The sequence below is a fragment of the Prosthecobacter sp. genome, assembly GCF_014879935.1.
GTDB lineage: Bacteria > Verrucomicrobiota > Verrucomicrobiia > Verrucomicrobiales > Verrucomicrobiaceae > Prosthecobacter.
Genome location: NZ_JACSRD010000204.1, coordinates 38128 through 60475 on the forward strand (window position 1 = coordinate 38128; position 22348 = coordinate 60475).

Here is a 22348-nt window from a genome sequence, read left to right on the forward strand (position 1 = left end):
AAAGAGATTTCGTAGCATCGCTTAAATTCACGAAATTGAAGTTCTGACATTATGAAAGCCATTCAACTCACTTCGACAGGCTCAAAACGTCGCAAAGCGATGGCTCTGGTGATGGTTGTGACAACCGTCGCCCTCATCTCGATGTTGATCGTAGCAATTTTTTCGCTGACGCGAACGGAGTACAAAGCCACCCAGAATTTTGTTGCTGCGCGTTCAGCCAAACAGTTGGCGGATTTCGCGGTCGCCATCACCCAAGCGCAGTTGCAGAATGCACAGAACACCGCGACCACAGCTGCCTCGCGAACGATCCATGCGACGCAACCCGGGATGGCTCGAGTTTATAACGCAATTGGTAATTTCGTCCGCGCCCACAAGCTTTACTCGAGTTCTCAAATGGTCGTTACCAGTGGCAGCGAAGCGGAAATTTTCAGCTCCGCCCATCAGGTGCCATCGGATTGGAATGCCCCCAACAACAAAGCTAGATATGTTGACCTCAATGAGCCTGTCATTCGTCCGGCGCTGACTGGGGGAACGACGGCGCTCTTTTTCCCGATCATCGATCCCAGGGCTGCTTACACCGGAAACTCGCCTGTATCCGGTGAAAAGCTGGTAGCAGTAGAGGGTTTTGAATATGATAATAAAACACCGTCCGTGGGTGGCGCTTCCGTCACCTATAATGAGGTCGTCACACCGTCGGCTGCAGGCAGTGACCCTGACAAGATGAGGCTGCCCATGCCTGTGGAGTGGATCTACATTCTGCAAGATGGCACCACGGGTGCTTTGGATGGCAGCAATAATTTTATCAGCTCCCAACCCAGCAAACAACCTTCGTCAGCAAATCCCATCGTTGGGCGTGTCGCGTTCTGGACTGATGATGAGTCCTGCAAGGTCAACATCAACACAGCTTCGGAGCCCACTTTCTTCTCCCCTCCATACTTTTACCATCAGCGTGATTCCAAGTGGGCCAACTTCCCTCCAGCATCAGCAGAATACCAACGTTACCCAGGTCATCCCGCCACCGTGGCATTGAGCGCCGTTCTTGCTCCTGGAATCAGCCTCGACCCTTTTGCTCCAGGATTGGCCAAGTCAGCGATCAACAACATAGTCCAGACCAAGGAGTTGATTTACCGCTTGATGCCTAAAGTGGCTTCAGGTGGGTCCATGTCTGGTACACGCCCGTTCATGACAGACGAGTTCTCATCTTCGAATGGTGAGGAGCAGCCGGCCACCAATGGTGATGCGGTTAACGCTAGGAAGGAGCGTCTGTTTGCCAGTGTGGATGAAATGTTGTTCCAAGATGATCTGGACGGCGGCAACTACAGCGGTTCCCAAGGTCGTATTGCCGCTCGGGTCGCGATTCCAGGCGACACTACTCGATATCTGATGGGGCGTGACACACTTGAAAGGTCTCGCTTCTTTCTCACGGCGCACAGCCGGGCACCCGAGTTCAGCATTTATGGGCTTCCTCGGGTGGCCATGTGGCCAGTGGCTGACGAGGGACAGGGGGCGACCAAGCGCACCAGCTTTGATAACATGATTGCACTCTGCGCCACCATCGGCGGAGGCAAAACTGGGGCTACCATTGCGAATAGTTACATCTTCCGCCGGGCGGAGCCGCACAGCGGAAGTTACGACGTCAGCGGCTCGGCCAGTGGCTATGGAACATCTCAGGGTTTGGCCCGTAACTCCAATTTGCTGAATTATCTCTATGCGCAAATGACCGGCCTGCAGTTTCCGCGGACATCGTCGTTGGGCAGCAGTGGAGACTTTGGTGCGAAGTATGGAACTGCTAACGCCGCACAGCTAGCCGTACAGTTTTTTGACTACATCCGTTGCACCAACCTTTACGATGGCCTTTTGGCCCGTGACAATGATGCCTCCAGCATTCTCGATGTTAATGGCAACATTTCGCCGACGGGCACGGCCTTGTATGACAAACGGGACGATCTCACCAGCAGCCGCTACACCTACACTGAACAGCGGGGCACGACAAAGGCCAGCGGCGGCACGAGGTCGGGCTCCAGCTACAGGCAGGGCAATAACGTCCTGTCGGACAGTACTGGAGTGCTACCGGGTCATGGCCAAGTAACTCCTGCTCGCTGGCAAAAGGGCAGTCAAGTGTATCAGGGGCTTGGCCGGATGTTCACCATTTCCGAGGTTGGTTTTCAGATCATCTGCACCGCTGATGGAAAGAACGATGAACGATATCCGGTCAACTGCGGAGGCATCCTTAGTGGTGGTGGGAGTGCTCCCATGGCAACGTCTCCCAGGGCCTCGAATGAGGGGGATGGGAATGCAGCACCAGAGTTCTTAACCGCGTCGTATCCGCCAGGCACCAACACGCTTGGATTTAGGCGGTGGTACTCCAATTTCCCCCCTCTCACCCCCCCGTATAAAGACAGTGCGGGCAAATATTACTACGGCTGCGATCCAGACGATCCGACAAGCCAGAAGCACCCGTCACGTCACCCAGGCTACAATCCGAAGAATTGGAATCTTACGTTGCTTCCCAACACGCCACTTACAACGAACCAGAAACGCATTCAAGTGATGCTCATGCTGGAAACATTCTGTCCTATGTTAGGATGGACCAAGTTTCACCCGGAATGGGCCATTGAACTCGATGATCAGTTCATTCGTTCGATCAAAGTTCGCGACGTTGCGGGCAATGATGTGCCTCTTTTCCCAACCACACGACCCGTCATCATAAAATCGAACACAAACCTCTACGAATTCAGCAATGTTTATTCTTTGGGGGGGCATGCTGGACCCAGCTCCATGTCGGGTGGCCGCTCGGTTCCCGGTTGGGGAAGCTCGCAAATTGGTGATGACACTGATCCATATTTGGATGGCAACGCTCGAAACTCTACGGGAAACAGGTACATGCAGCCCGACAATCCCGGGCATACCGGATTGAATAATTATGGTTTGGTCAGTCAGTTTGTGACCGTTCCTCGTTCCGGCCCCATAGTACTCACTTTCGGTTCTCGTGACCTAAAAATTAAGATTTATGACAAGCATGAGAGAGCCGGTCGCAGCGGTGAGGAAGTTCAGACCATCAATTTATCCTTTGACAATATGTCGCTTCCAGCTCCTGCATTGGTCTACTCGGGTGAGCGTCGCCGTGGTGGGCAACCTCAGAGCGACCCTGTCAATCGTAACGAAATCAATCACTGGTGGACGACCAACGCGGCCGGCCAACTTACTTGGAGACGCTCCCTCCAGGGACCACACTGGTGGTGCTTTAATCGCATGGGCTGCCTCGGCAGAATGCAAGGCAACGTCAATCCAGGTTATCGGACTTCGGATCCTCCAAGTTCACTATACGCCACAACTCCGTCGTTTGATCAGACTTTCGACGGCGCAGATGACCAACTACTGCATGGTCGGCTTGATACTGCGACGAGTTTCGGCGGCCCCGGTAACGGCGGCGGGAATGTTGGAATTGGAGTCATACCGATTGAAGCAACAGAGCAGTTGACAGACGAGCAAGGCCGTCCCTGGAGTGGAAGCGATGTCATCCGCACGTATGTCCCTGCGGTTGGAGATTATCGTCTGATTGCAGCTCGACGTGATGTTCCTAACTCGATGTGGATGAAACATCCTGTCTGGCAAGCGATTGACAATCTCTCCCCCGCCAACCAGCCTCGCAACATTCACACATTCACCACGCATTCGGCTGGTGGTGAAGCTGGCTGCGTCCTTCCCACATCATCGATGCGGGTAACGACATCGGCCTTCTATAACTACGTCAAGAACAGCCCTTTCCTGGTTAAAGACGTGCCGTATGGCGATGATCGCATCCCTGATCTTCCCCCGTCGGACGCTTGGGCTGCGGTAGCGAACAGTTACGGCGACTTTGACAATGGCATTGGCAACTCGCGGGACGGCGCCTACATTAACAAACCAGATGAAGGCAATTTCCATGCCGCAGAATTTACCCGTCATGGTGTGAAAAAGTTCTACCGTTCCGGCTATTTCTATGAGCCTTGGCGAAACAGTGATGACTGGCGCAGCGGTGTTTACATGACACCCAATCGCATGGTGTCGTCACCGGTCATGTTTGGTTCTCTGCCGACTGGAATTTGGGGGGGAGGAAGTGTCAACACCAATGCGGTGAGCGGCAGTGGTGTTGCATACAATACCAACACGGATGGTAAACCTTGGCAGACATTGCTGTTTCGTCCATACGCTCGTTCTCATTCGACGCTGGGAAAACCAGTTTCCACTGGCCATCCAGGCGACAACAATCCGCGTGATCACTACCTCCTGGACATGTTTTGCATGCCGGTGGTTGAGCCTTATGCCATCAGCGAACCGCTGTCGGTCGCTGGGCGCCTCAACCTCAATTACCAGATCATGCCCTTTACCCACATCACCCGCGCCACTGGCATGCATGCGCTGATGAAAGGGGAATTCATGACCGCCATACCTACTAACGATGTCAACAACGCCAAATCCCACCAGACTGCGGCCACGGCAGCCATGTGGGGCAGCACGGGAGATCGTTTTTGGGATGAGAGTTCAAATCGCAAGTTCTGGCATCGTCCTATTGATGTCACACGGACACTTTACCAATTTGAACAGAAGTTTCTTCACAAAGCCACGGGGGCCAACCATGCGGCGGGTCGCTATAATGGCTTGTTCCGGAGTGCCAGTCAAATTTGCGAGATCCACCTGATCCCAGACGTCAAGGCAGGGGCATCTTCTAACGGAGAGAATATCAGCGGTATTTCCAACATTAGTGAAAACACGGCTACCACGACGATTCAGACCATTATGGATCAGTTCTGGCAGAACCACTCTTCCACAGGTGACAATACGCGTGAACGGCCCTATTCGAACCTTTACAACCGTGTGACTACGCGCGGGAATACCTTCCGCGTTCACATGCGTGCCCAGGTGGTTCGCAAAGCTCGCTCCACTCCCTCCAATACTTTCGATCCGGTCAAGGATGCTGTGTTGGGTGAGTACCGCGGTTCAACTCTTATCGAGCGCTACATCGATCCGACGGATGTCACCACTCCGATTCCCGATTATGCAGCCTCCACGAACCCGCTTGGGCAAGCTCCGCTCGACACGTTCTACCGGTTCCGCACGCTTGAGAGCAAGCGTTTCAGCCCTTGATGACCTGCCTACTAACTCCAACAGGGAATGGAATGATCATGAAACAGCCAAGACTGGTATCATCACAATCGGGTGGTTTCTCGCTTGTGGAAGTCACCCTCGCGGTGGCGATTGCAGCGCTAGCCATAATCACGCTTCTTGGCCTGCTTCCTCAGGGCCTGGAAATGTCTCGAAAAACCGCGCTGATCACCACAAACAGCAACATATTGGAGCAGATTTCTCGTGATTTGGACAATGCCCGCTTCTCCTTGCTGCCCACATCAGCTGTTAAAAAGTATTATAATGATCAGGGGGCTGAGGTGTCTGCGGACTCCACAGAGATCGTATATGTCGTTGAGATTGATCCTGAGACAGCAACTCCGGCGTCATTGCCTCAAGCTGAGAAAGATCAGCCGTATCTCAAAAAATATGTCATCAGGATTGCCAATTCGAGCAGTTCGGACTTCGACTTCGACTCCGGAAGTCCTCTTCGATACACCACTTTCAACCACTTGGTCGCCAAAACTCGCTGATACTCTGCCATGATTTGCCGACTTGCCATCCGCCGTCGCTCCCGCCTCGATCTGTCTGAGGAGGGATTTACGCTTATCGAGTTACTCGTCTCGATGACCTTTTTGGTGATCTTGATGCTTGTGGTTACCCAGGTTGTCGGAATTGTTCAGCGCACTTGGGTGCGTTCGAATTCTCGTGTGTCCCAATTCCGGGAAGCCCGAACAGCATTTGATGTTCTGACGCGTAATCTGTCGCAGGCCACGTTGAACACTTACTGGGACAACGAATTTGATCCTTTGCGTACTGACGCAGCCGGGCAGGCCGTTACCCGCGCCAAGAACTATGTTCGGCAATCTGAGTTACAATTCATTTGCGGCCCCACAACGGAGGTTTTGGACGCTGCGGCAGGCCAGGTTTCCAATTTTCCAGGTCACGCCGTTTTTTTCCAGGCACCATTGGGAGTGACTCGCCTGACGCCCGTTGGGGCCTCTACTGCCAGCACTGTTGCCAACACGGAGAACATGGTGAATTTGTTGTGTGGTCGAGGATACTTTGTCGAATGGGGAGACGATGCTCCGTATCGACCTGCATTCTTGAACCAACTGAGTTCGGTGCCGACGAGAAGTCGCCTTCGATTGATGGAGTACAGCCCTACAGCGGAGATGAATCGCATCTATGACTCTACGTTGAGGCCCCTCGTAGATTCATCGGTTAATAACGGGGGGCGGTGGTTTAACGAAGGTACTTCTGCCGCGCTGAGTAGCCGGGTGACAACCTCAGAAACGACCGCAACCCGTGCCTTCACCCGGCCGATTGCAGAAAATATTCTGGCTTTAGTGATTTCCCCCCAGACCGAAACGATAGGCAGCACGACTCCAGCCTATTCGATTGCGCCAAATTACTTGTATGATTCGACGTTGACGGTGAACCCTGGTGCGACCGCTAATTCAGTCAATCCGCAAGGCACACAACATTTGCTGCCACCTCTTCTCAAAGTAACGATGATTGCATTGGATGAGAGGTCAGGTGAGTTTCTGTCGCGGCAGGAGAACGAGTCGATGCGTAGTAGCGTGCTCTCCTCCACTGGAGGGTTTTTCCGAAGCGCAGCGAGTTTCAATCAAGAAGTGCTAGGAACCAGCGACCAGCCAGCGGCGTTGACCTCGCTTCTTCAGGCGCAAAAACTTAACTTCAGGGTTTTTACGACCACAATCGCTCTCAAGCAAGCCCGCTGGAGCTACTGAACGGTTGGACTTTACATTTAGCACGAAGCACCTCTCATGACTCGTTTGTCGTTCATTCGCAAAAAGAGCCGGCTGGCATTTACCCTGATCGAAATGCTTGTTGTGGTCACAATCATTGTGCTCCTGCTGGCCTTCTCCACACCTGCTCTGATGAAGACATTGCAATCCAGTAGGCTGTCATCGACAGGGGACACCTTGCTCGGTGCAATCTCGGAAGCCCAGCAACTCGCATTTGCTCAGGGTGTCCCGGTCGAACTGCGTTTTTTCAGCTACAGTGGGGATTTCGCCGATGATTCGCCAATGTTTAGATCTTACCAAATGCTCAAGGTTGAGACAAAAGTAGAGGGAACTGGCACGGCCCTGAAAATCAGTGAATCAATGGTCCCCGCCGGGAACCTGACGAAGTTTGCTGAAGGAATTGTCATTCCAGTGGACGACGAGTTGTCGAAGGCATTATCTGGCGATCAACTGGAAGATACCAAGAATGGGGCTACTCCTGGGTATTCCGGGGTTTCCGGGGCAAAGTTCTGTGCCATTCGATTCATGCCTGACGGGACTTGCCGGAAAGTTGGCGCAACGACTAGTTCGGATGGCGTGACCCAGGCTGTATTGACCTTTCAGACGCTTTCGGAGAGTTTTTTCACGATCACTTACGATATCGGTGCGACAATTAATGTGGGCAACCTCCCCAAAAACTTCTACACGATCCAGATCGACCCGTTCACCGGGAAGGCGCGGAACTACAAACCGGGTTTCTGAGTGCTGGTTTGAAGCCAATTCGCTGCTGCGGATCCCGGAGGCCGCACATCAAACAACTTTCCGCATGACAGTCGCCTGATCGCCGCTTACCTGCGACATGGGTGATCTGCCTTCTCTTGCTTTAAGTTTCGACGACGTTCTTCTCCTTCCGGCGCACAGCGCTGTTTTGCCTGGGGAAGTCAATGTGGGCACCAAACTGGCCTCCATAGGCCTGAATGTGCCTGTTCTATCCTCAGCCATGGACACCGTGACGGAGTCCGAACTCGCCATTGCTCTCGCTCGCGAGGGCGGACTTGGTGTCGTGCATCGGAACATGCCCATCGACCAGCAGGCCGATCAGGTCGCGCGGGTGAAGCGCAGCGAAAACACGGTCATTCAAAATCCGCACACGGTCACGCCGGACACACGTCTTGGGGAACTCCATCGCCTCATGCACGAAAAGGGCGTCAGCGGTTTCCCCGTCGTGGACAAGGACGGCAAACTCGTCGGCATGGTCACCAGCCGTGACCTTTGGTACATTGAGGATGAAAACACGCCGGTCTCCGCCGTGATGACCCCGGGCACCCGCCTCGCCACCGGCACGCCGCAGACCAACTTCGAGGACGCGCTCAAAATCATCTACACCCACCGCATCGAAAAGCTGCCGCTGATCGATTCCAGTGGCAAACTCGCCGGTCTCATCACCAAGCAGGACATCATCAAGCGCCAGACCTTCAAGAATGCTGCCAAGGACGCAAATGGACAGCTTCGCGTCGGCGCTGCTGTCGGGGTCGGTGATGATTGCATCGATCGTGGCAAAGCGCTGCTTGCCGCAGGTGCGGATGCCATCTTCATCGACGCTGCCACCGGCCATACCAGCCGTGTGATGAGCGTCATCGCCCGCCTTCGCGAAAATCTGGGCGCTGGCGTGCCGATCGTCGCCGGAAACGTCGTCACGGCCGATGGAGCCCGCGATCTGATGTCCGCAGGCGTGTCGGCCATCAAGGTAGGTGTCGGCCCCGGCTCCATCTGCACCACGCGCATCATCTCCGGCGTCGGAATGGCCCAGTTCAGCGCCATTCAGGAAGTCGCCGAGGTTTGCAGGCCTGCGGGCGTCACCGTCATCGCCGACGGTGGTATCCGTTATTCGGGCGATATCGTCAAAGCGCTCGCTGGTGGTGCGGACGTCGTCATGCTCGGCTCCTTGCTCGCCGGCACCTCCGAAAGTCCGGGAAACATGGTCAAGTGGCAGGGCCGCACCTTCAAGGAATACCGCGGCATGGGCAGCCTCAAAGCCATGCGCAAAGGGGCAGGGGACCGCTACGGCCAAAACAGCTCCGGCAAACTCGTTCCTGAAGGCGTCGAGGCCCGCGTGCCTTACAAAGGCCCGCTCGCCGATGTCGTCTTCCAGCTCATCGGTGGCCTGCGCAGTGGCATGGGCTACGTCGGTGCCAACACGCTCGACGAACTGCGCGCCAAGGCCCGCTTCGTCCGCATCACGGCTGGCGGTCTCAAGGAAAGCCATCCGCATGATGTCGTCATCACCGAGGAACCGGTGAACTACGAGCCGCATTGATCGGTCTCGTTCGCTATTCTGCATTCGTCATTTCATCCCTCATGACCGCCCAAGAAGTCGCCGTCCTCGATTACGGCTCCCAGTATTCCCAGCTCATCGTTCGCCGCGTGCGCGAGCTCGGCTTTGCCTCGCACCTGTATCCGCCCGCCGAGCTGGCGAATCTGCAATCGCCAGGTGTCATCATCCTTTCCGGTGGACCTCGCAGCACTTCGGAGAAAGACGCGCCGGATGTCGATTACGCCAAACTCATGTCCTTCGGCGTTCCCGTGCTCGGCGTGTGCTACGGCATGCAACTCCTCAACATCAAGCACGGCGGCACCGTGAAGCCCGGCGTCACCCGCGAGTATGGTCCGGCCAAACTCGTCGTCACCGACCACGAGGACCTCTTCAGCGGCATCTCGCACGAATCGCAGGTCTGGATGAGCCACAGTGACACCTGCGCGAACCTCGCCGACACGACAAAAGTCATCGCCACGAATGAAGACGCCGTTCCGGTGGCCTTGAAGTGGTCCGATCGCTGCTGGGGCATCCAGTTCCACCCGGAGGTCACGCATTCGCACGAAGGCACCGCCATCCTCAAAAACTTCCTCACGAAAAGCGGCGCTCAGCTCGCCAAGTTCGACATCAACGCGTTCAAGGCGCAGATGCTCGAGAGCATCAAGGCCGAGGTCGGCAACCGCGAGGTCATCTGCGGCGTCTCCGGCGGCGTGGACAGCACGGTGCTCGCTGTGTTGCTCGCCAAGGCCGGCGTGAAGGTGCGCTGCATCTTCATCGACACCGGCATGATGCGTCTCAACGAGGCCGCAGAGGTCAAAACGCTCTTTGATGAAGTCGGTGTGCCCATCGAGCAAATCGACGCCAGCGCCATCTTCCTCGGCGCCCTCAAAGGCGTCACCGATCCCGAGCAAAAGCGCCGCATCATCGGCACGCTGTTCGTCGAGGAGTTCTGGAAAGTGGCCGACAACGTCGAATTGCTCGCGCAGGGCACCTTGTATCCCGACGTGATCGAGAGCGCCACCAGCGGCAGCATCGCCAGCAAGATCAAAACGCATCACAACCGCGTCGATAAGATCATGGAGCTCAAAGAGCAGGGCAAAGTGCTCGAACCGCTCGCCGAGCTCTTCAAAGACGAAGTCCGTGCCCTCGGTGCCAGCCTTGGCATCCCACACCGCGCCCTGTGGCGTCATCCCTTCCCCGGCCCCGGCCTCGCCGTGCGCATCCCGGGCGAAATCACGCCCGAGCGCGTCGCCATCACCCAGCAGGCCGATGCCATCTTCATCGGCGAACTCCGCCGCAGCGGTTGGTATGAGCAGACCTGGCAGGCCTACGCCGCGCTGCTCCCCGTGAAGACCGTCGGCGTCAAAGGCGACGAACGCAGCTACGAGCAGGCCATCAGCCTCCGCGCCGTCATCAGCGAAGACGCCATGACCGCCGAATGGGTCCGCCTGCCCTACGAAGTGCTCGCCAGCACCTCCAACCAGATCCTCAACCGCGTCAAAGGCGTGAACCGCGTGCTGTATGACATCAGCACCAAGCCGCCCGCGAGCATCGAGTGGGAGTGAGACTGGCTTCTTGAATCGTGACAGCACATATGCCACCATCGGTGCATGCCTGCCCGAATCGTCGTGGACACGAATGTGATCACCGCCGCCATGCTCAGCCCGGCGGGCAGCAATCGTGATGTCCTGCGTGCTTGTCTCAAGGGGGCAGCCCTCCCGCTGGTCGGCGAGGCTTTGTTTCAGGAGTATGAGGACCTGATCCACCGTCCTGCCCTGATGGCTGCGAGCCCGCTTACGCCGAAAGAGAGGGAAACCCTGCTCGACGCCTTTTTGTCTGTCTGCGAGTGGGTTCGGGTCTATTATCTCTGGCGGCCGAATCTGCCCGATGAAGCGGACAATCATCTCATTGAGCTTGCTGTGGCCGCAGGTGCCGACGCCATCGTGAGCAGCAACGTCCGCGATCTCCGACGCTCCGAACTCAGCTTTCCCAAGCTCCAGATCCTCACCCCGTCCCAATTTCTGAAATCCATACGCATCCCATGAGCACGCTCACCATCCGTCTTCCTGACGACAAGCACCTGCGTCTGCGCAAACTGGCCGCGCATCGTTCCATGAGCATCAACAAGCTCATGGAGGAACTCGCCACCATCAGCATCACGGAGTTCGATGCCGAAACCCGTTTCCGTGCGCGTGCGAAGCGCGGCTCCGTCAAAAAGGGCCTCGCGGTTCTCGACAAGCTCGACGCTTCGTTTGGCTCTTGATCAGCCCGGTCATCTTCATCGTGCCCCTTTTGAGATTCGCGCCGTTGGATTCTGCTTGGCATGTCTGCCGGGGCTGTTTATCGACGTAGAACGTCTCTTTCATCGCTGCCCGCTGTGTCCGCCTATTCTTCTCCTGGCTTCCTCCTCTCCTTCGAAGGCTCCGAAGGCTGCGGGAAATCCACGCAGATCCGGCTTCTGAAAGAGCGGCTCGAAAACGCTGGCCGCAAAGTCGAGGTCCTGCGCGAACCGGGCGGCACGGAGATCGGCGAAAGCATCCGTCATCTGCTCCAGCATGCCAAAGAAGGCCATTCCATGACGCCGGAGACCGAGCTGCTCCTCTTCGCCGCCAGCCGGGCGCAGATCGTGCGGGAGAAGATTCGTCCGCTGGTCGAAAGCGGCGTGTTTGTGATCCTCGACCGCTTTCTCGACTCCACCACGGTGTATCAAGGCCATGCCCGCGGCCTTCCGCTCGATGCGGTGAACGCCATCAACCGCTTCGCCATCGGCGGCACGCTGCCGCAGCTCACGTTGTTGCTCGATCTCGATGTGCAAACCGCCTGGCAGCGCATCCACGCCACCGGTCGCGAACTCGACCGCATGGAAAGCCAGCCGCCCGAGTTCTTCGAAAAAGTCCGCCAAGGCTACCTCTCCCTCGCCAAGGCCGAGCCGGAGCGCATCCAGATCATTGATGCCAATGCGACGCCCGAAGTTGTGCATGAGGCCGTCTGGAAGCAAGTCGCGGCAAGGCTGGCCTGAGCCAGAAAGGGGTACAGATCGGAGCTGAAGGGACACAGGCAGGACAATGTGCTTGCGTGGGGAGCGGCAGAGGGATTTGATCCGGCTTCGTCATGTCATCCGCACCTCCCGACACTGATTCACCACGCTTTGATCGCGAGGCCTATCGGCAGAGGGTGCAGGAGCAGTTGCATGGACTTCCACGAGAGAAGCAGGTGGCCATAGCGGCTCGTGCAGCGTGGCGGGTGGTGCCCCTGATGTTCATTGGCTGGCGGAATCAGAAGGAGCATCGTGATTGGTGGGAGCAGTTCGGCACGGCGATATACAGCCAACTGGCACTGGGGCTATGCTATGAGCGATTCGGGACTGAGATCGAGCAAAGAGCCGCCGACGCCAGCGCCGCAGCTTCCACCTTCGCTGCCTCCGCCGCCGACACCGCCTCCGCTGCCGCCTTCGCTACAGCTGCCGTCGCCTCCGCTGTCTCCGCTTATGCCGCCTCCGCCCCCTCCGTCTACGTCGCCTTCACCTCCGACGCTGTTTCTCGTGCTGTTGCGGCTGATTTCTCCGTCTTGGGACGAGGATCTCACGAGTTTATGGTGGACGAAGTCCAGAGGGACTTGGAGAAGGCACTTGCCGGAAGCGAGCTTCTGGTTCTGACACCGCTTTGGTCACGGTCGATGTCCCGTGAGTTTCTTGCGACTTGGAGGTGGTCTGCGCAGGAAGCCTTGCGCGATGAGTTCCATGCGGGGCATTTGTTCGCCTGGCTCATGGCCTGTGTGGAGGGGAACCCACCGCTCGAAGACATGCGGAGGTGGTTCAACGACTGGTGGCTGAATCATCCCGAGAACACAGAACGCGTTCCCGCCTTCAAAGACTTCGCCAAGACACCGCCGAGTTCCGAGCGACCGAATCCGAAAGCAGCGCCTGCCAGCAGTCCCGCTCCTCCGCCGCCCGCCATCGAGAAGATCTACAAGGAACCGGCCTACAGCGTGGCGCTGGCATCCGACGGAGTGGCGCAGACGCTGACGGACACGGCGGAGAAGTGCAAGGAGGCCCTGCGCGCCTTTCTGGCCTGCCCGGATACCCAGGCGCCGATCACGGTGTCCGTGGAGGCACCGTGGGGAGCGGGGAAGACCTCTTTCCTGCATTGCCTGCGTGGATCGCTGGAAAAGCAGAACCTGATTCCCACGGTGTGGTTCAATCCGTGGAAGCATGAGGCGGGGAAGACGCTGTGGGCGGCCTTTGCCGTGGCCTACGAGCGGCAGATGGCGGAGAAGTTGTCGTGGCCCGGCCGCTGGCGGCGGCGGGCGATGCTGAGCTGGCAGCGGCTTTCCGGTGCGGAGCGCCTGCTGCTCGGGATGCGGCTGGGCCTGTGGCTCTTGGGCCTGGGGGCGCTGGCGTGGCTGTTCACGCATGGGGTGGCCACGGAGACGAAGGACGGCTCGGCGACCGACGTGAAAACGCTGCTGACGCAGCACCTGCCCGTGCTGGGCCTGCCCCTGCTGATCTGGGGCATGGTAAAGGATCTGGTGAGCAGCTTTGGCAGTCCGCTGAAGGTGGACATGGTGAGCGTCTTCACCCGGGATCATCATCAGGAGAGTGTGGACGACCTGCACCGGTTTCATGAGGACTTCGCACGTCTGATGCGTGCCTACACGCCGGGCACAGGACCCTTGGAGCGGTTCATGGCCGAGGTGCGGAGCCACACGGATCCGCACTGGCCCGCGCAGTGGCGTTTTGTGAGCCGTGCGTTGCTGCTGGCGGTCTGTCGCTGGTTGCGAAAGATGTCCTACACCTTCCTACTCGATGCTCCGGAGCAGCTCCAAGCACCGGAAAAGCCGCGTTGGGCGATGAACCGCGTGGTGGTGTTCATCGACGATCTCGATCGCTGCGAGGCCCCGAAAGCCGCGGAGGTTTTGCAAAGCCTGCACCTCATGCTCAGCGTGGCCGGACACGAGCGACGTGCGAATGAACCCGCGCCGCCGGGAGTCATCTGCATCCTCGGCATGGACCGGGAAAAGGTGGCCGCCGCTGTGGCGGCGAAGCATGAGAAGCTGCTGCCGCTGCTGCTGGCGCCGGAGGCTGATGGCAAGGTGTCGCAGCAGAAGGCGCTGGGATTCGGCCATGAGTTCCTGGAGAAGTTCGTGCAGATCACGCTGCATCTGCCGGGGCTTGTGGGTCCAGACCAGGATCAGTTCCTGCGCATGATCACCGGCTGGAAAGGCGAGGCGTCAGGCAAGGCTGCGGCTCTCGCTGGAAGTGATGCGCCTGCGGTTTCCCCACCCATCTCCCCGGGAGCACCGGTGCCACCGCTGCCTCAGCTTGGTTCGTCGCCGAAAAGCCCTTTTCAACCATCGGACGAGGCGGAGCAGCGTGCGCGCGAAGCCGCGCGCGTTCAGGCGGACGTGCAGAAGGTGGAGACGCATCTCAATGACGGGCTCATGGCATTCCTCTGCGCCCGCTACGTGGCCGACGCGCTGGAACACAACCCACGGCGCTTGAAGCAGTTTGTGAATCTCTTCCGCCTGCGGCTCTATTTGGCCGCGGCCATGAAGCTGCTGGACATCCCCACGCTCGATCCAGAGCAGAAGGAACGCGTGAATGCCGGCAAGTTGAGCGCACATGATCTGGCGAAGCTCGTTGCGCTGGATTTGTCCTGTAAACAGACAATGAAGAAGATGCGGGAGAGGTCGTCGGTCACCCATGACACGCTGACGAAGGAGATTGCGAGCGAGCACCAGGGTTCCCGCGCCGCGTCCATTTTGAAAATGATGGAGCACACGCCTTCGGCGGACATGCAGGCCAACGCCGTGCACGACCTGTCGAAGGCTCCCCTGGACAAGTACTTCCAGCACCTGGCCTCGGTGGCCTTGCCAGCCGAAAGCCCTCCTGCATCGATGTGAGGCGAAGCTGCCGCCCGAAAGATAGCGAGCCGCCATTTGCCGGTTTCGCGCCCTCACCCCGTCGCGCGGCACGGGGGAGGGTTGTTCATCGTCTTTTCCCGGCCCCCGGGTTTAATAGCTTGGGACAGGCGCTTGGTTCACGTGGCGCAGAGATTTGTTTCGATCGAGGGGAGCCTGATGGGTTGCGAAACGAGTTCCCGGCTGGGCGGGAGGCGGCTGGGCAGGGTGGCAGAAAGATTCAGCCGGGGGAAGGGAGGCTGGGGAAGGCTGGATGGACTGTTTTTTGGTCCGGGGACAGTCTCGGGTATTACTCAGCGACGGGCGGTTAGTGGGAAATGAAAGTGGGGAAGCCACGCTGGGAATCTGTGACGGGGCAGCCAAGGCTCGATGATCGCTCAACGACCGGCGTTTTGCAGGCCATGAGATGGAGAAGGGGCGGCGGGAATCGCGAGGGTGGGAGGCGCATCTTCAATGGAAACTTAGCGACTGTCGTTTGCAGGATCATGAAGCCCGAATGGCACAGAAAGTGGCTTCAGGTAGGGGTGGCGAGTCTCAGGAACGATTCAACGACGCTCGGTTGATGAGGCTTGAATCGGTTCTGGCAGAGGATTAGACTCTTGACGGGGTTTTTGAGGCTCCTTTGGGCTCCACAGGGAGCTTTTGGGGCCGTCCGGGGCCTCTCCACCGTTCACTGCGAAGCGAAAACCGTTCCCTGCATGCTGCCATGGCCGCGAACCCGACTCCGACGAATGACGCCGTGTTGCTGGCACGTCTGACGGACATGGCCCGGGCCTGTGCGGAGCATGGGGAGGGGATCGGGCTGAAGATCAACACAGGCGCGGTGATGGTGGCGGCGCTGGAGAAAGCACGGCAGGCGCGGGCGGAGGTGGGCGGGCAGAAACAGGACCGCGCAGCCCGGCGCAAGGCGTTGCGGGAGGCCGATGCGGCTGCGGAACGCACGCTGAGTCTCTGCCGGCTGCGGCTGGTGATGTTTTACGGGCCCACCGTCAACGCGCAGTGGGATGCGGCGGGTTTCCCGGACCGCAGCACGCAGGTGCCGGAGTCGCAGGCGAAACGCGCCGCGCTGCTGTCCCGTCTGGCGGGCTGGTTCCGGACGAATCCGGCCCTGGAAAGCGCGGACATGCAGGCCACGGCGGCGGCGTGCGAGGCGGCGCATGCGGGGTATCAGTCCGCGCGTTCGGCGGTGAACCAGCGCAAGAGCGCCTTGCGTGGCGGCGTGGTGTCCAAAGACCAGGCGATGCGTGAGCTGCGCAAGCGTTACCGCAGCGTGATCCGGGAGCTGAACATCGTGCTGTCCGAAGCTGATGCGCGGTGGCGGCTGTTCGGGCTGAATGTGCCCGCGCATCCCTCCGCGCCGTGTCCGGTGCGGTCGGCCACGGCGGAAAGGCTGCCGGATGGCGGCTGGTTCGTCACGTGGAAGCGCGGCACGCACGCGCGGCGCTATCGTCTGCGGCTCCAGCGCCCCGGTGGGACGGCCTTTGAGAATCTGGCGACGGTGCATGGCCTGGAAACCCGCCTGCCGCCCATGGATCTGCCGCCTGACAGCGTGTTGCACATCATCGCGGCGAATGATGTGGGCGAGGCGGCGTCGTGTGAGGTGAAGATGCCGGAGGACTAGGCGTCGCGTTTGAAAACCTGTTCGGAAGTCGCGGAGCGACGAACGTGCCGTAGCCCGGCCGTTCAAGGCCGGGAATCGGAAACGGCGGGGTGGCCCAAGGCATCCTGTGTCGCAGAGCGACACGCGAACCTGCAGCGTCGAGAGGACGGGTTCGGGCGTCGCGCTGCGACGCGGGTCATGACTCAACGCAATTTCCCACATCGTCTCCCGGCCTTCAAAGGCCGGCCTACGAGACGGCTGCCGCTCTGCGGCAGAGGTTTTCAAACACGGCCTGGGACCAGGTGGTCCGCACACTGCGGGTGCGGGGAAGATCGTTGTGCCTTTCCATGCTGGCATCGACTCATGGTCCGTTCTGCTGAAGGGTCCTGAGGACGGATGGACTGACCTGGCGGAAGACGTCACGGAACACCGCACAGGGGACTGTGCGGACCACCTGGAGAACGTGCCGCCGCAAACCAGGAAGAAGTTTTTTGTTTACAGATGTAGTCGAATCTGACTACAATCGTAAACATGAGCAAAAAACGAGCTGCCAAGGCCGGACGATCCGCTCCCAAGTCCGTCGCCATCACCGAGGCTGAATGGGAGGTCATGGAACTGCTGTGGGAACGTGCGCCGCGAACGTCGCAGGAGATTGTGGGCCTGCTGGAGGAGCAGAAAGGCTGGAAGCGGGCCACGGTGGTCACGCTGCTGGCACGACTGACGGCGAAGGGGGCGCTGGGGACGGAGCCGCAGGGGAACCGCTTCCTCTACACGCCGGAGGTGGAGCGTTCCGCCTGTGTGGCGGAGGAGACACGCAGCTTTCTGAACCGCCTGTTTGGCGGTGCTTTGCAGCCGCTGGTGGCCCACGTGGCCGAGCATCATTCACTGACGAAGTCCGACATCGCGGAACTGAAGGCGCTGCTGGACGACATCCAACCCAAATCCTGACTCCTCATGAACGCGCTGTTTGATTGTGCTGAGACGTGGCTGCTGTTGCTGGCCGGATTGTCGTGGAAGGGGGCGGTTTTCGCCCTCGCCGTGGCTTTGATCGTGGTGTCGCTGCGGCGGCAGTTGTCGCCGGGGTGGCGGCATGCGTTGTGGTTGCTGGTGCTGCTGCGTTTTGCCCTGCCAGACATGGGCGAGTCCCGCTGGTCGATGATGGGATGGCTTGGAAACGAACCGGCGCTGGCGGCTCCGAGCGTGCCCATGATCGATGGGAGCGCTGAGGTGGCTGAAGTGACGGAACCGGTGGAATCGCAGATGACTGAGGCGGTGGTGCCGGCTGTTTCGGTGATCGCCGAACCACTGACGCCGCCGTTGGAGTCAAATCCCTGGACGGTGGAGCAAAAGCTGGCCCTGGGCTGGCTCGTGGGAGTGATGGGCATGCTGGGAACGATGCTGGCGCTGCATCTGCGTCTGCTGCGTCGTCTGCGTGCGGATGGCGAGCCCCCATCATCGCGAGTGGCGGGGATTTTGCGCGATGCGGCTTCGCTTGCCGGAGTGTCGCGGATGCCGCGTGTGAGGGTGACGGATGCGGTGCGGGCTCCGGCGCTGTTCGGGCTGTTCCGCCCCATGATCCTGCTGCCTCGTGATGTGGCGGAGTCTTGCGAGGCGTCGGCCTTGAGGCTGATCCTGCTGCATGAGATCGCCCATTTGCGGCGGCGTGATCTGTGGACGCAAGTCATGGCCTCCCTGATCCTCGCGGTGCATTGGTTCAATCCGCTGGTGTGGTGGGCGGGACGTCGCCTGCGGGTGGAGGCGGAGATGGCGGCGGATGCGCTGGCGCTGCGATACACGGATGTGAAGGAGGCGCATCGCTTCGGCACGGTGCTGCTGGATTTCGCGAATCGTGCGGCGGCGGGGTGGCTGCTGTGGCTGTCCTCGGCCACGCTGCTGGGCATTTCGGAGAACAAGCACGACCTGAAACGCCGCATCGAGGCGCTGAAGGATGTGGCCAGCCGACGGCGCACGCGCTGGGGCATGGGCTTGCTGGTGTTTGCGCTGCTGTCGTTCACAGGACTGACCCGGACACCGGCGCAGACGGCACCGGCTTCTGCTCCACAGCCAGCCGGCACGGCTGCGACCGCCGAACCTGGCGTGGTGATCGGTGTGGTGGTGGATGATCGCGGAAAGCCGGTCGTCGGTGCTTCGTGCTCGCTGCGCATCGGCAGCGATGAGGACCCCGAGGTGCGGAAGGCGGTGAGCGATGCGCAGGGCCGCTTCCGCTTTGAAGGCGTGCCGGACTCGACCGCGCTGCAATTGCGGGCGTTGCATCCGGATTATGTCAGCCCACGGGAGTCGCAGCCCAAGTTTTCCAGCCAGGATCGCAATGAACATCGTCTGGTGCTGGTCACGGCGACGAGCTGGCTCACGGGCACGGTGACGCGGAAGTCGGACGGGCAGCCGGTGGCAGATGCGGCGGTGTATGTCAGCGTGGCGTATGACAGCGGCCTCATTGGCTTGATTGGCGGCAGGGCCAAGGCCCGCACGAACGCGCAAGGCCAGTTCCGCGTGGTGAAGTCGTCCTTCGACAAGGAGAAGGGCCATTTCTGGGTGGATGCCCCCGGGATGGCGCTGAACGTGGTGCAGTTCGCCTGGAAGGAGGGCGGGCAGGCCATCGATGCGGTGCTTGAGCCGGAGAAGCTGCTCACCGGCAAGGTGGTGGATGCGGATGGCAGGCCGGTGAAGGACGCCACCTTGTCCCTCTGCGGCCGGCTTTACACCGACGGCATCAACCGCATCAGGAGCCCTGAGTCCGGCTACTACAGTGTGGGGTCGGGTTACTGGATGGGAGAGCCGGTGACGGATGCGCAGGGGGCGTTCTCCACGCGCATGCTGGTCACCAGCACGGTGGGGGATCAGTGGCTCGTGGCGCAGCATCCGACGGCCGGCATTCGTTACGTGAATGTGCGGGACTGGAAGCCCGGCGGCACGCTGACCTTGGACCGCTGGGCTTCCGCAGAGGGCCGGCTGCTGGATCAGAATGATCAGCCGGTGGCCGATGCGGAGATCCGCTTCTCGGCCGGGACCTACGAGAAGAATGACAAAGGAGACATCGTGTTCTCCATCGACATCCGGGCCTCGGTCAGAACCGATGCGGAGGGCCACTACAAGCACGACCGCATCATGCCCGGCTCCACCGGCAGCTACGTGACGGTGAACGGCAAGATCGTGCAGTTCCGGCGCAGTGTATTCGAGCCAGGCGTGACGAAGACCGTGGACATCCGCCTGCCTGCTCCGAACACCTCCGCAGCCCCTGTTCCTGCTGAGAAGACACGTCAGGTGCAGGGACGTGTGGTGACGCCGGCAGGACGCCAGGTGGTGAGCCATGCCTGGACCACGCGCATGAGTGTCTCGGCGCTCACCGAGGGCGGTATGAATGATCAGGCCGATCTCGAGAGCAGCGGCCGCTTTGAGACGCGGTCGCTGCCGGTTGGCGACTACCTGCTCTCGGTGTGGGTTTCGCCGAAGGACTCGAAGCTCCGGTCGGCTTCGAAAGGAGGCCTTTCCATGGCTTTCAAGGTGGAGGCCGATGCCGCCCGGAAGCCGCTCGATCTCGGCGAGTTCAAACTGGCGGAGTCTGACTTCGCCTTCCGCCCGCTCGCGACGAAATCAGGCTCGTGGCCCAAGGGAAAGGTGAATGCGGAGGTGGAGGACGCGGCCTCCTTTGCCACCTGGACCTTCAGCCATGGCCGGGGCGCTGCTCCGGAGCAGAAGTTCACGGATGGACGGGCCGTGGGGGAGGGCTTCTTCGACATGAATCATCAATTCATCCTGCGTGCCACGAAGCCGGATGGTTCCCGGCATTTCTCCCCGGCGCTGGTGGCGTCGGAGGATGCGGAGGTGGCCTTCGATCAAAAGGTGCGCCTCTCGCCAGCGATCGCGGTGAAGGGGCGGGTGCGGCCCCTGCCTGAGGATTACGATGGCCAGGGCTGGATCATCGCCGGCGTGGCGGTGCGGGCGGAGCTGAAGCCGGGCGTGGTCATGAAAGGGACGCCGCCGCTGACCTGGTGGTATGCCTGGGCTCCGGTGCCTCGCGATGGTACGTTTGCCTTTCCCGCTCTCCCCCGTGGCAGCGTGACGCTGGCCGGCTTTGGCAATGGTTGGAGCACCGCCACGACCTACAGCGCAGGCAGCGTCCAGGTGAAGACCGCAGGTCAGACCTCCTCCGTCGATGTGGTGATCGACACCCTGCCGAGCATCGACCGTCGCGTGCGACTGCTGCTGCCCGATGGCAAACCGGCGGCCGGTGCCACGCTCACCCTCATGACCACCACGGACGCGCCGCTCGCCCTCACCACACGCGGCCATGAGGTGGAGGCCCGCGACGCGGCGGCCTACGCCAGCTACAAAAAGCGCAGCATCCCCGGTCACAAGGCCATGGCCGATGGCGAAGGCCTCGCCACCCTGCGCAACCAGCTCGATCAACCCTACGGTTCCACCACGTGCGAGGTCAAATGGACCGATCCCAAGACCCTCGCCGCCCGGACCGAACGCGTGAAGATCGATCACACCGCCCGTTCACCGCAGGAAATCCGGCTGGGTGGCGACCAACAGTAACCGGGGCATTCCTGCCCCGCAGGAATGGCCCCGCCACGAGCTCCCGGTTGCACCGCCGCCGATGTCGAGTAGTTCACACGCGTCCAAGACGCATCACGAACTGTCCCGAGTCCCTGGAAGCCGGTCCATTCGTCATTCGCCATTCGGATTTCGTCATTCTCGACATGCCCTTCAAAGCCGACCACGCCCTGCAGCTCCTTGGACGCGCCCGTGACAACGGGCGGCTCGGGCATGCTTATCTGATCACCGGGCCGAAGGAAGCACGGCATGAGGAATTCGCGGCGAAGGTCCTCGATCTCGTCGTCGGCATGCCGCAGCGGACGCTGGAGGGCTGGGAAGGGCAGGGGGCCGTGGTTTTGCGCCCGCAGAGCAAGTCACGCCGCATCACCATCGGCGATGATGGCGATGATCCGGGCACCATCCGCTTCCTGGAGAAGATGATCCGCCGCACTGCGGCACCGAATGGCTGGAAGCTCGGCGTGATCGTGGATGCGGAGCGCATGAACGTGCAGGCACAGAACGCCTTCCTCAAAACCCTGGAAGAGCCGCCGCCGCGCACCTTGCTGCTGCTCCTCACCACGCAGCCGGAGCGGCTCCTGCCCACCATCCAGTCGCGTGTGATCGAAGTCGGCCTCATGCCGCCCGCAGGCGCCCGCATTTTCACCGAGCACGAGAACAAACTGCTCATCGTGCTCGGCAAGCACGCGTCCCGTGGCTCCGGCACGCTCTCAGGGGCTCTCGCGTTGAAGGTGGAGTTTGAGGAGATTCTGGAGGAACTGCACGAGGACCTCAAAAAGAAGCACGAGGACGAGTTCGAGCGCGAGACCGAGCACTACGGCAAGACCACCGACGGAAGCTGGCTCAAACAGCGCGAGGACCAGGTCGAGGCCGCCATCGAGGCCGACTACATCCAGCAGCGCAGCGCCCTCATGGACCTGCTGCTCGCCTGGTTCGGCGATGTCGCGCGGCAGCAGGCCGGTGCGGAGCATCTCGACCTGCCAAAGCATCAGAGCCTCACCGCCACGCTCGCCACCAAGTGGGAACCGGCCGATGTGGCCAAACGCGTGCGCATCCTCCGCCAGCTGTCTCTTATACACA

The 22348-nt window shown here is 60.0% G+C and carries 13 protein-coding genes and 1 pseudogene; all 14 read left to right on the forward strand.

The annotated features are described in order from the left end of the window. Nucleotides 1-51 precede the first annotated feature (51 nt). Nucleotides 52-5127 (forward strand): Verru_Chthon cassette protein A, encoded by a 5076-nt coding sequence (gene vccA / locus IAE77_RS22990; protein ID WP_294231804.1) that lies wholly within the window; start codon nt 52-54, stop codon nt 5125-5127. Between the two features lie 38 nt (nt 5128-5165). Continuing rightward, a complete protein-coding gene (gene vccB, locus IAE77_RS22995; protein ID WP_294231806.1) occupies nt 5166-5639 on the forward strand; it encodes a Verru_Chthon cassette protein B in 474 nt (157 codons plus the stop codon). A 9-nt stretch (nt 5640-5648) separates the two neighbouring features. Then, nucleotides 5649-6860, forward strand: a complete 1212-nt coding sequence (gene vccC / locus IAE77_RS23000; protein WP_294231808.1) for a Verru_Chthon cassette protein C — start codon at nt 5649-5651, stop codon at nt 6858-6860. Between the two features lie 36 nt (nt 6861-6896). Beyond that, on the forward strand, nt 6897-7619 hold the full coding sequence (gene vccD, locus IAE77_RS23005; RefSeq protein WP_294231810.1) for a Verru_Chthon cassette protein D: 723 nt from the start codon (nt 6897-6899) through the stop codon (nt 7617-7619). Between the two features lie 97 nt (nt 7620-7716). Beyond that, entirely contained in the window at nt 7717-9174 is a 1458-nt protein-coding gene (gene guaB, locus IAE77_RS23010) for an IMP dehydrogenase (protein WP_294231812.1), read from the forward strand. Nucleotides 9175-9215: 41 nt separating this feature from the next. Further along, nucleotides 9216-10736: a glutamine-hydrolyzing GMP synthase gene (guaA, locus tag IAE77_RS23015; protein WP_294231814.1), complete on the forward strand. Its 1521-nt coding sequence runs from the start codon at nt 9216-9218 to the stop codon at nt 10734-10736. A gap of 45 nt (nt 10737-10781) precedes the next feature. Next, nucleotides 10782-11216, forward strand: a complete 435-nt coding sequence (locus IAE77_RS23020) for a putative toxin-antitoxin system toxin component, PIN family (RefSeq protein WP_294231815.1) — start codon at nt 10782-10784, stop codon at nt 11214-11216. Beyond that, nucleotides 11213-11434 carry a hypothetical protein gene (locus IAE77_RS23025; protein ID WP_294231817.1) on the forward strand — a complete coding sequence of 74 codons (222 nt, stop codon included), beginning with the start codon at nt 11213-11215 and terminating at the stop codon, nt 11432-11434. The genes IAE77_RS23020 and IAE77_RS23025 overlap by 4 nt, the downstream gene beginning before the upstream one ends. Before the next feature lie 60 nt (nt 11435-11494). Next, nucleotides 11495-12190, forward strand: a complete 696-nt coding sequence (tmk, locus tag IAE77_RS23030) for a dTMP kinase (protein WP_294231819.1) — start codon at nt 11495-11497, stop codon at nt 12188-12190. 92 nt (nt 12191-12282) lie between these two features. Further along, nucleotides 12283-15072 carry a P-loop NTPase fold protein gene (locus tag IAE77_RS23035; protein WP_294231821.1) on the forward strand — a complete coding sequence of 930 codons (2790 nt, stop codon included), beginning with the start codon at nt 12283-12285 and terminating at the stop codon, nt 15070-15072. A 724-nt stretch (nt 15073-15796) separates the two neighbouring features. Next, nucleotides 15797-16711 (forward strand): hypothetical protein, encoded by a 915-nt coding sequence (locus tag IAE77_RS23040; RefSeq protein WP_294231823.1) that lies wholly within the window; start codon nt 15797-15799, stop codon nt 16709-16711. Nucleotides 16712-17221: 510 nt separating this feature from the next. Further along, nucleotides 17222-17638 carry a BlaI/MecI/CopY family transcriptional regulator gene (locus IAE77_RS23045; protein ID WP_294231825.1) on the forward strand — a complete coding sequence of 139 codons (417 nt, stop codon included), beginning with the start codon at nt 17222-17224 and terminating at the stop codon, nt 17636-17638. 6 nt (nt 17639-17644) lie between these two features. Continuing rightward, complete coding sequence (locus IAE77_RS23050) at nt 17645-21250, forward strand: M56 family metallopeptidase (RefSeq protein ID WP_294231827.1); 3606 nt, start codon at nt 17645-17647, stop codon at nt 21248-21250. Between the two features lie 164 nt (nt 21251-21414). Beyond that, nucleotides 21415-22348: pseudogene (locus tag IAE77_RS23055) on the forward strand (hypothetical protein); the annotation flags it as partial.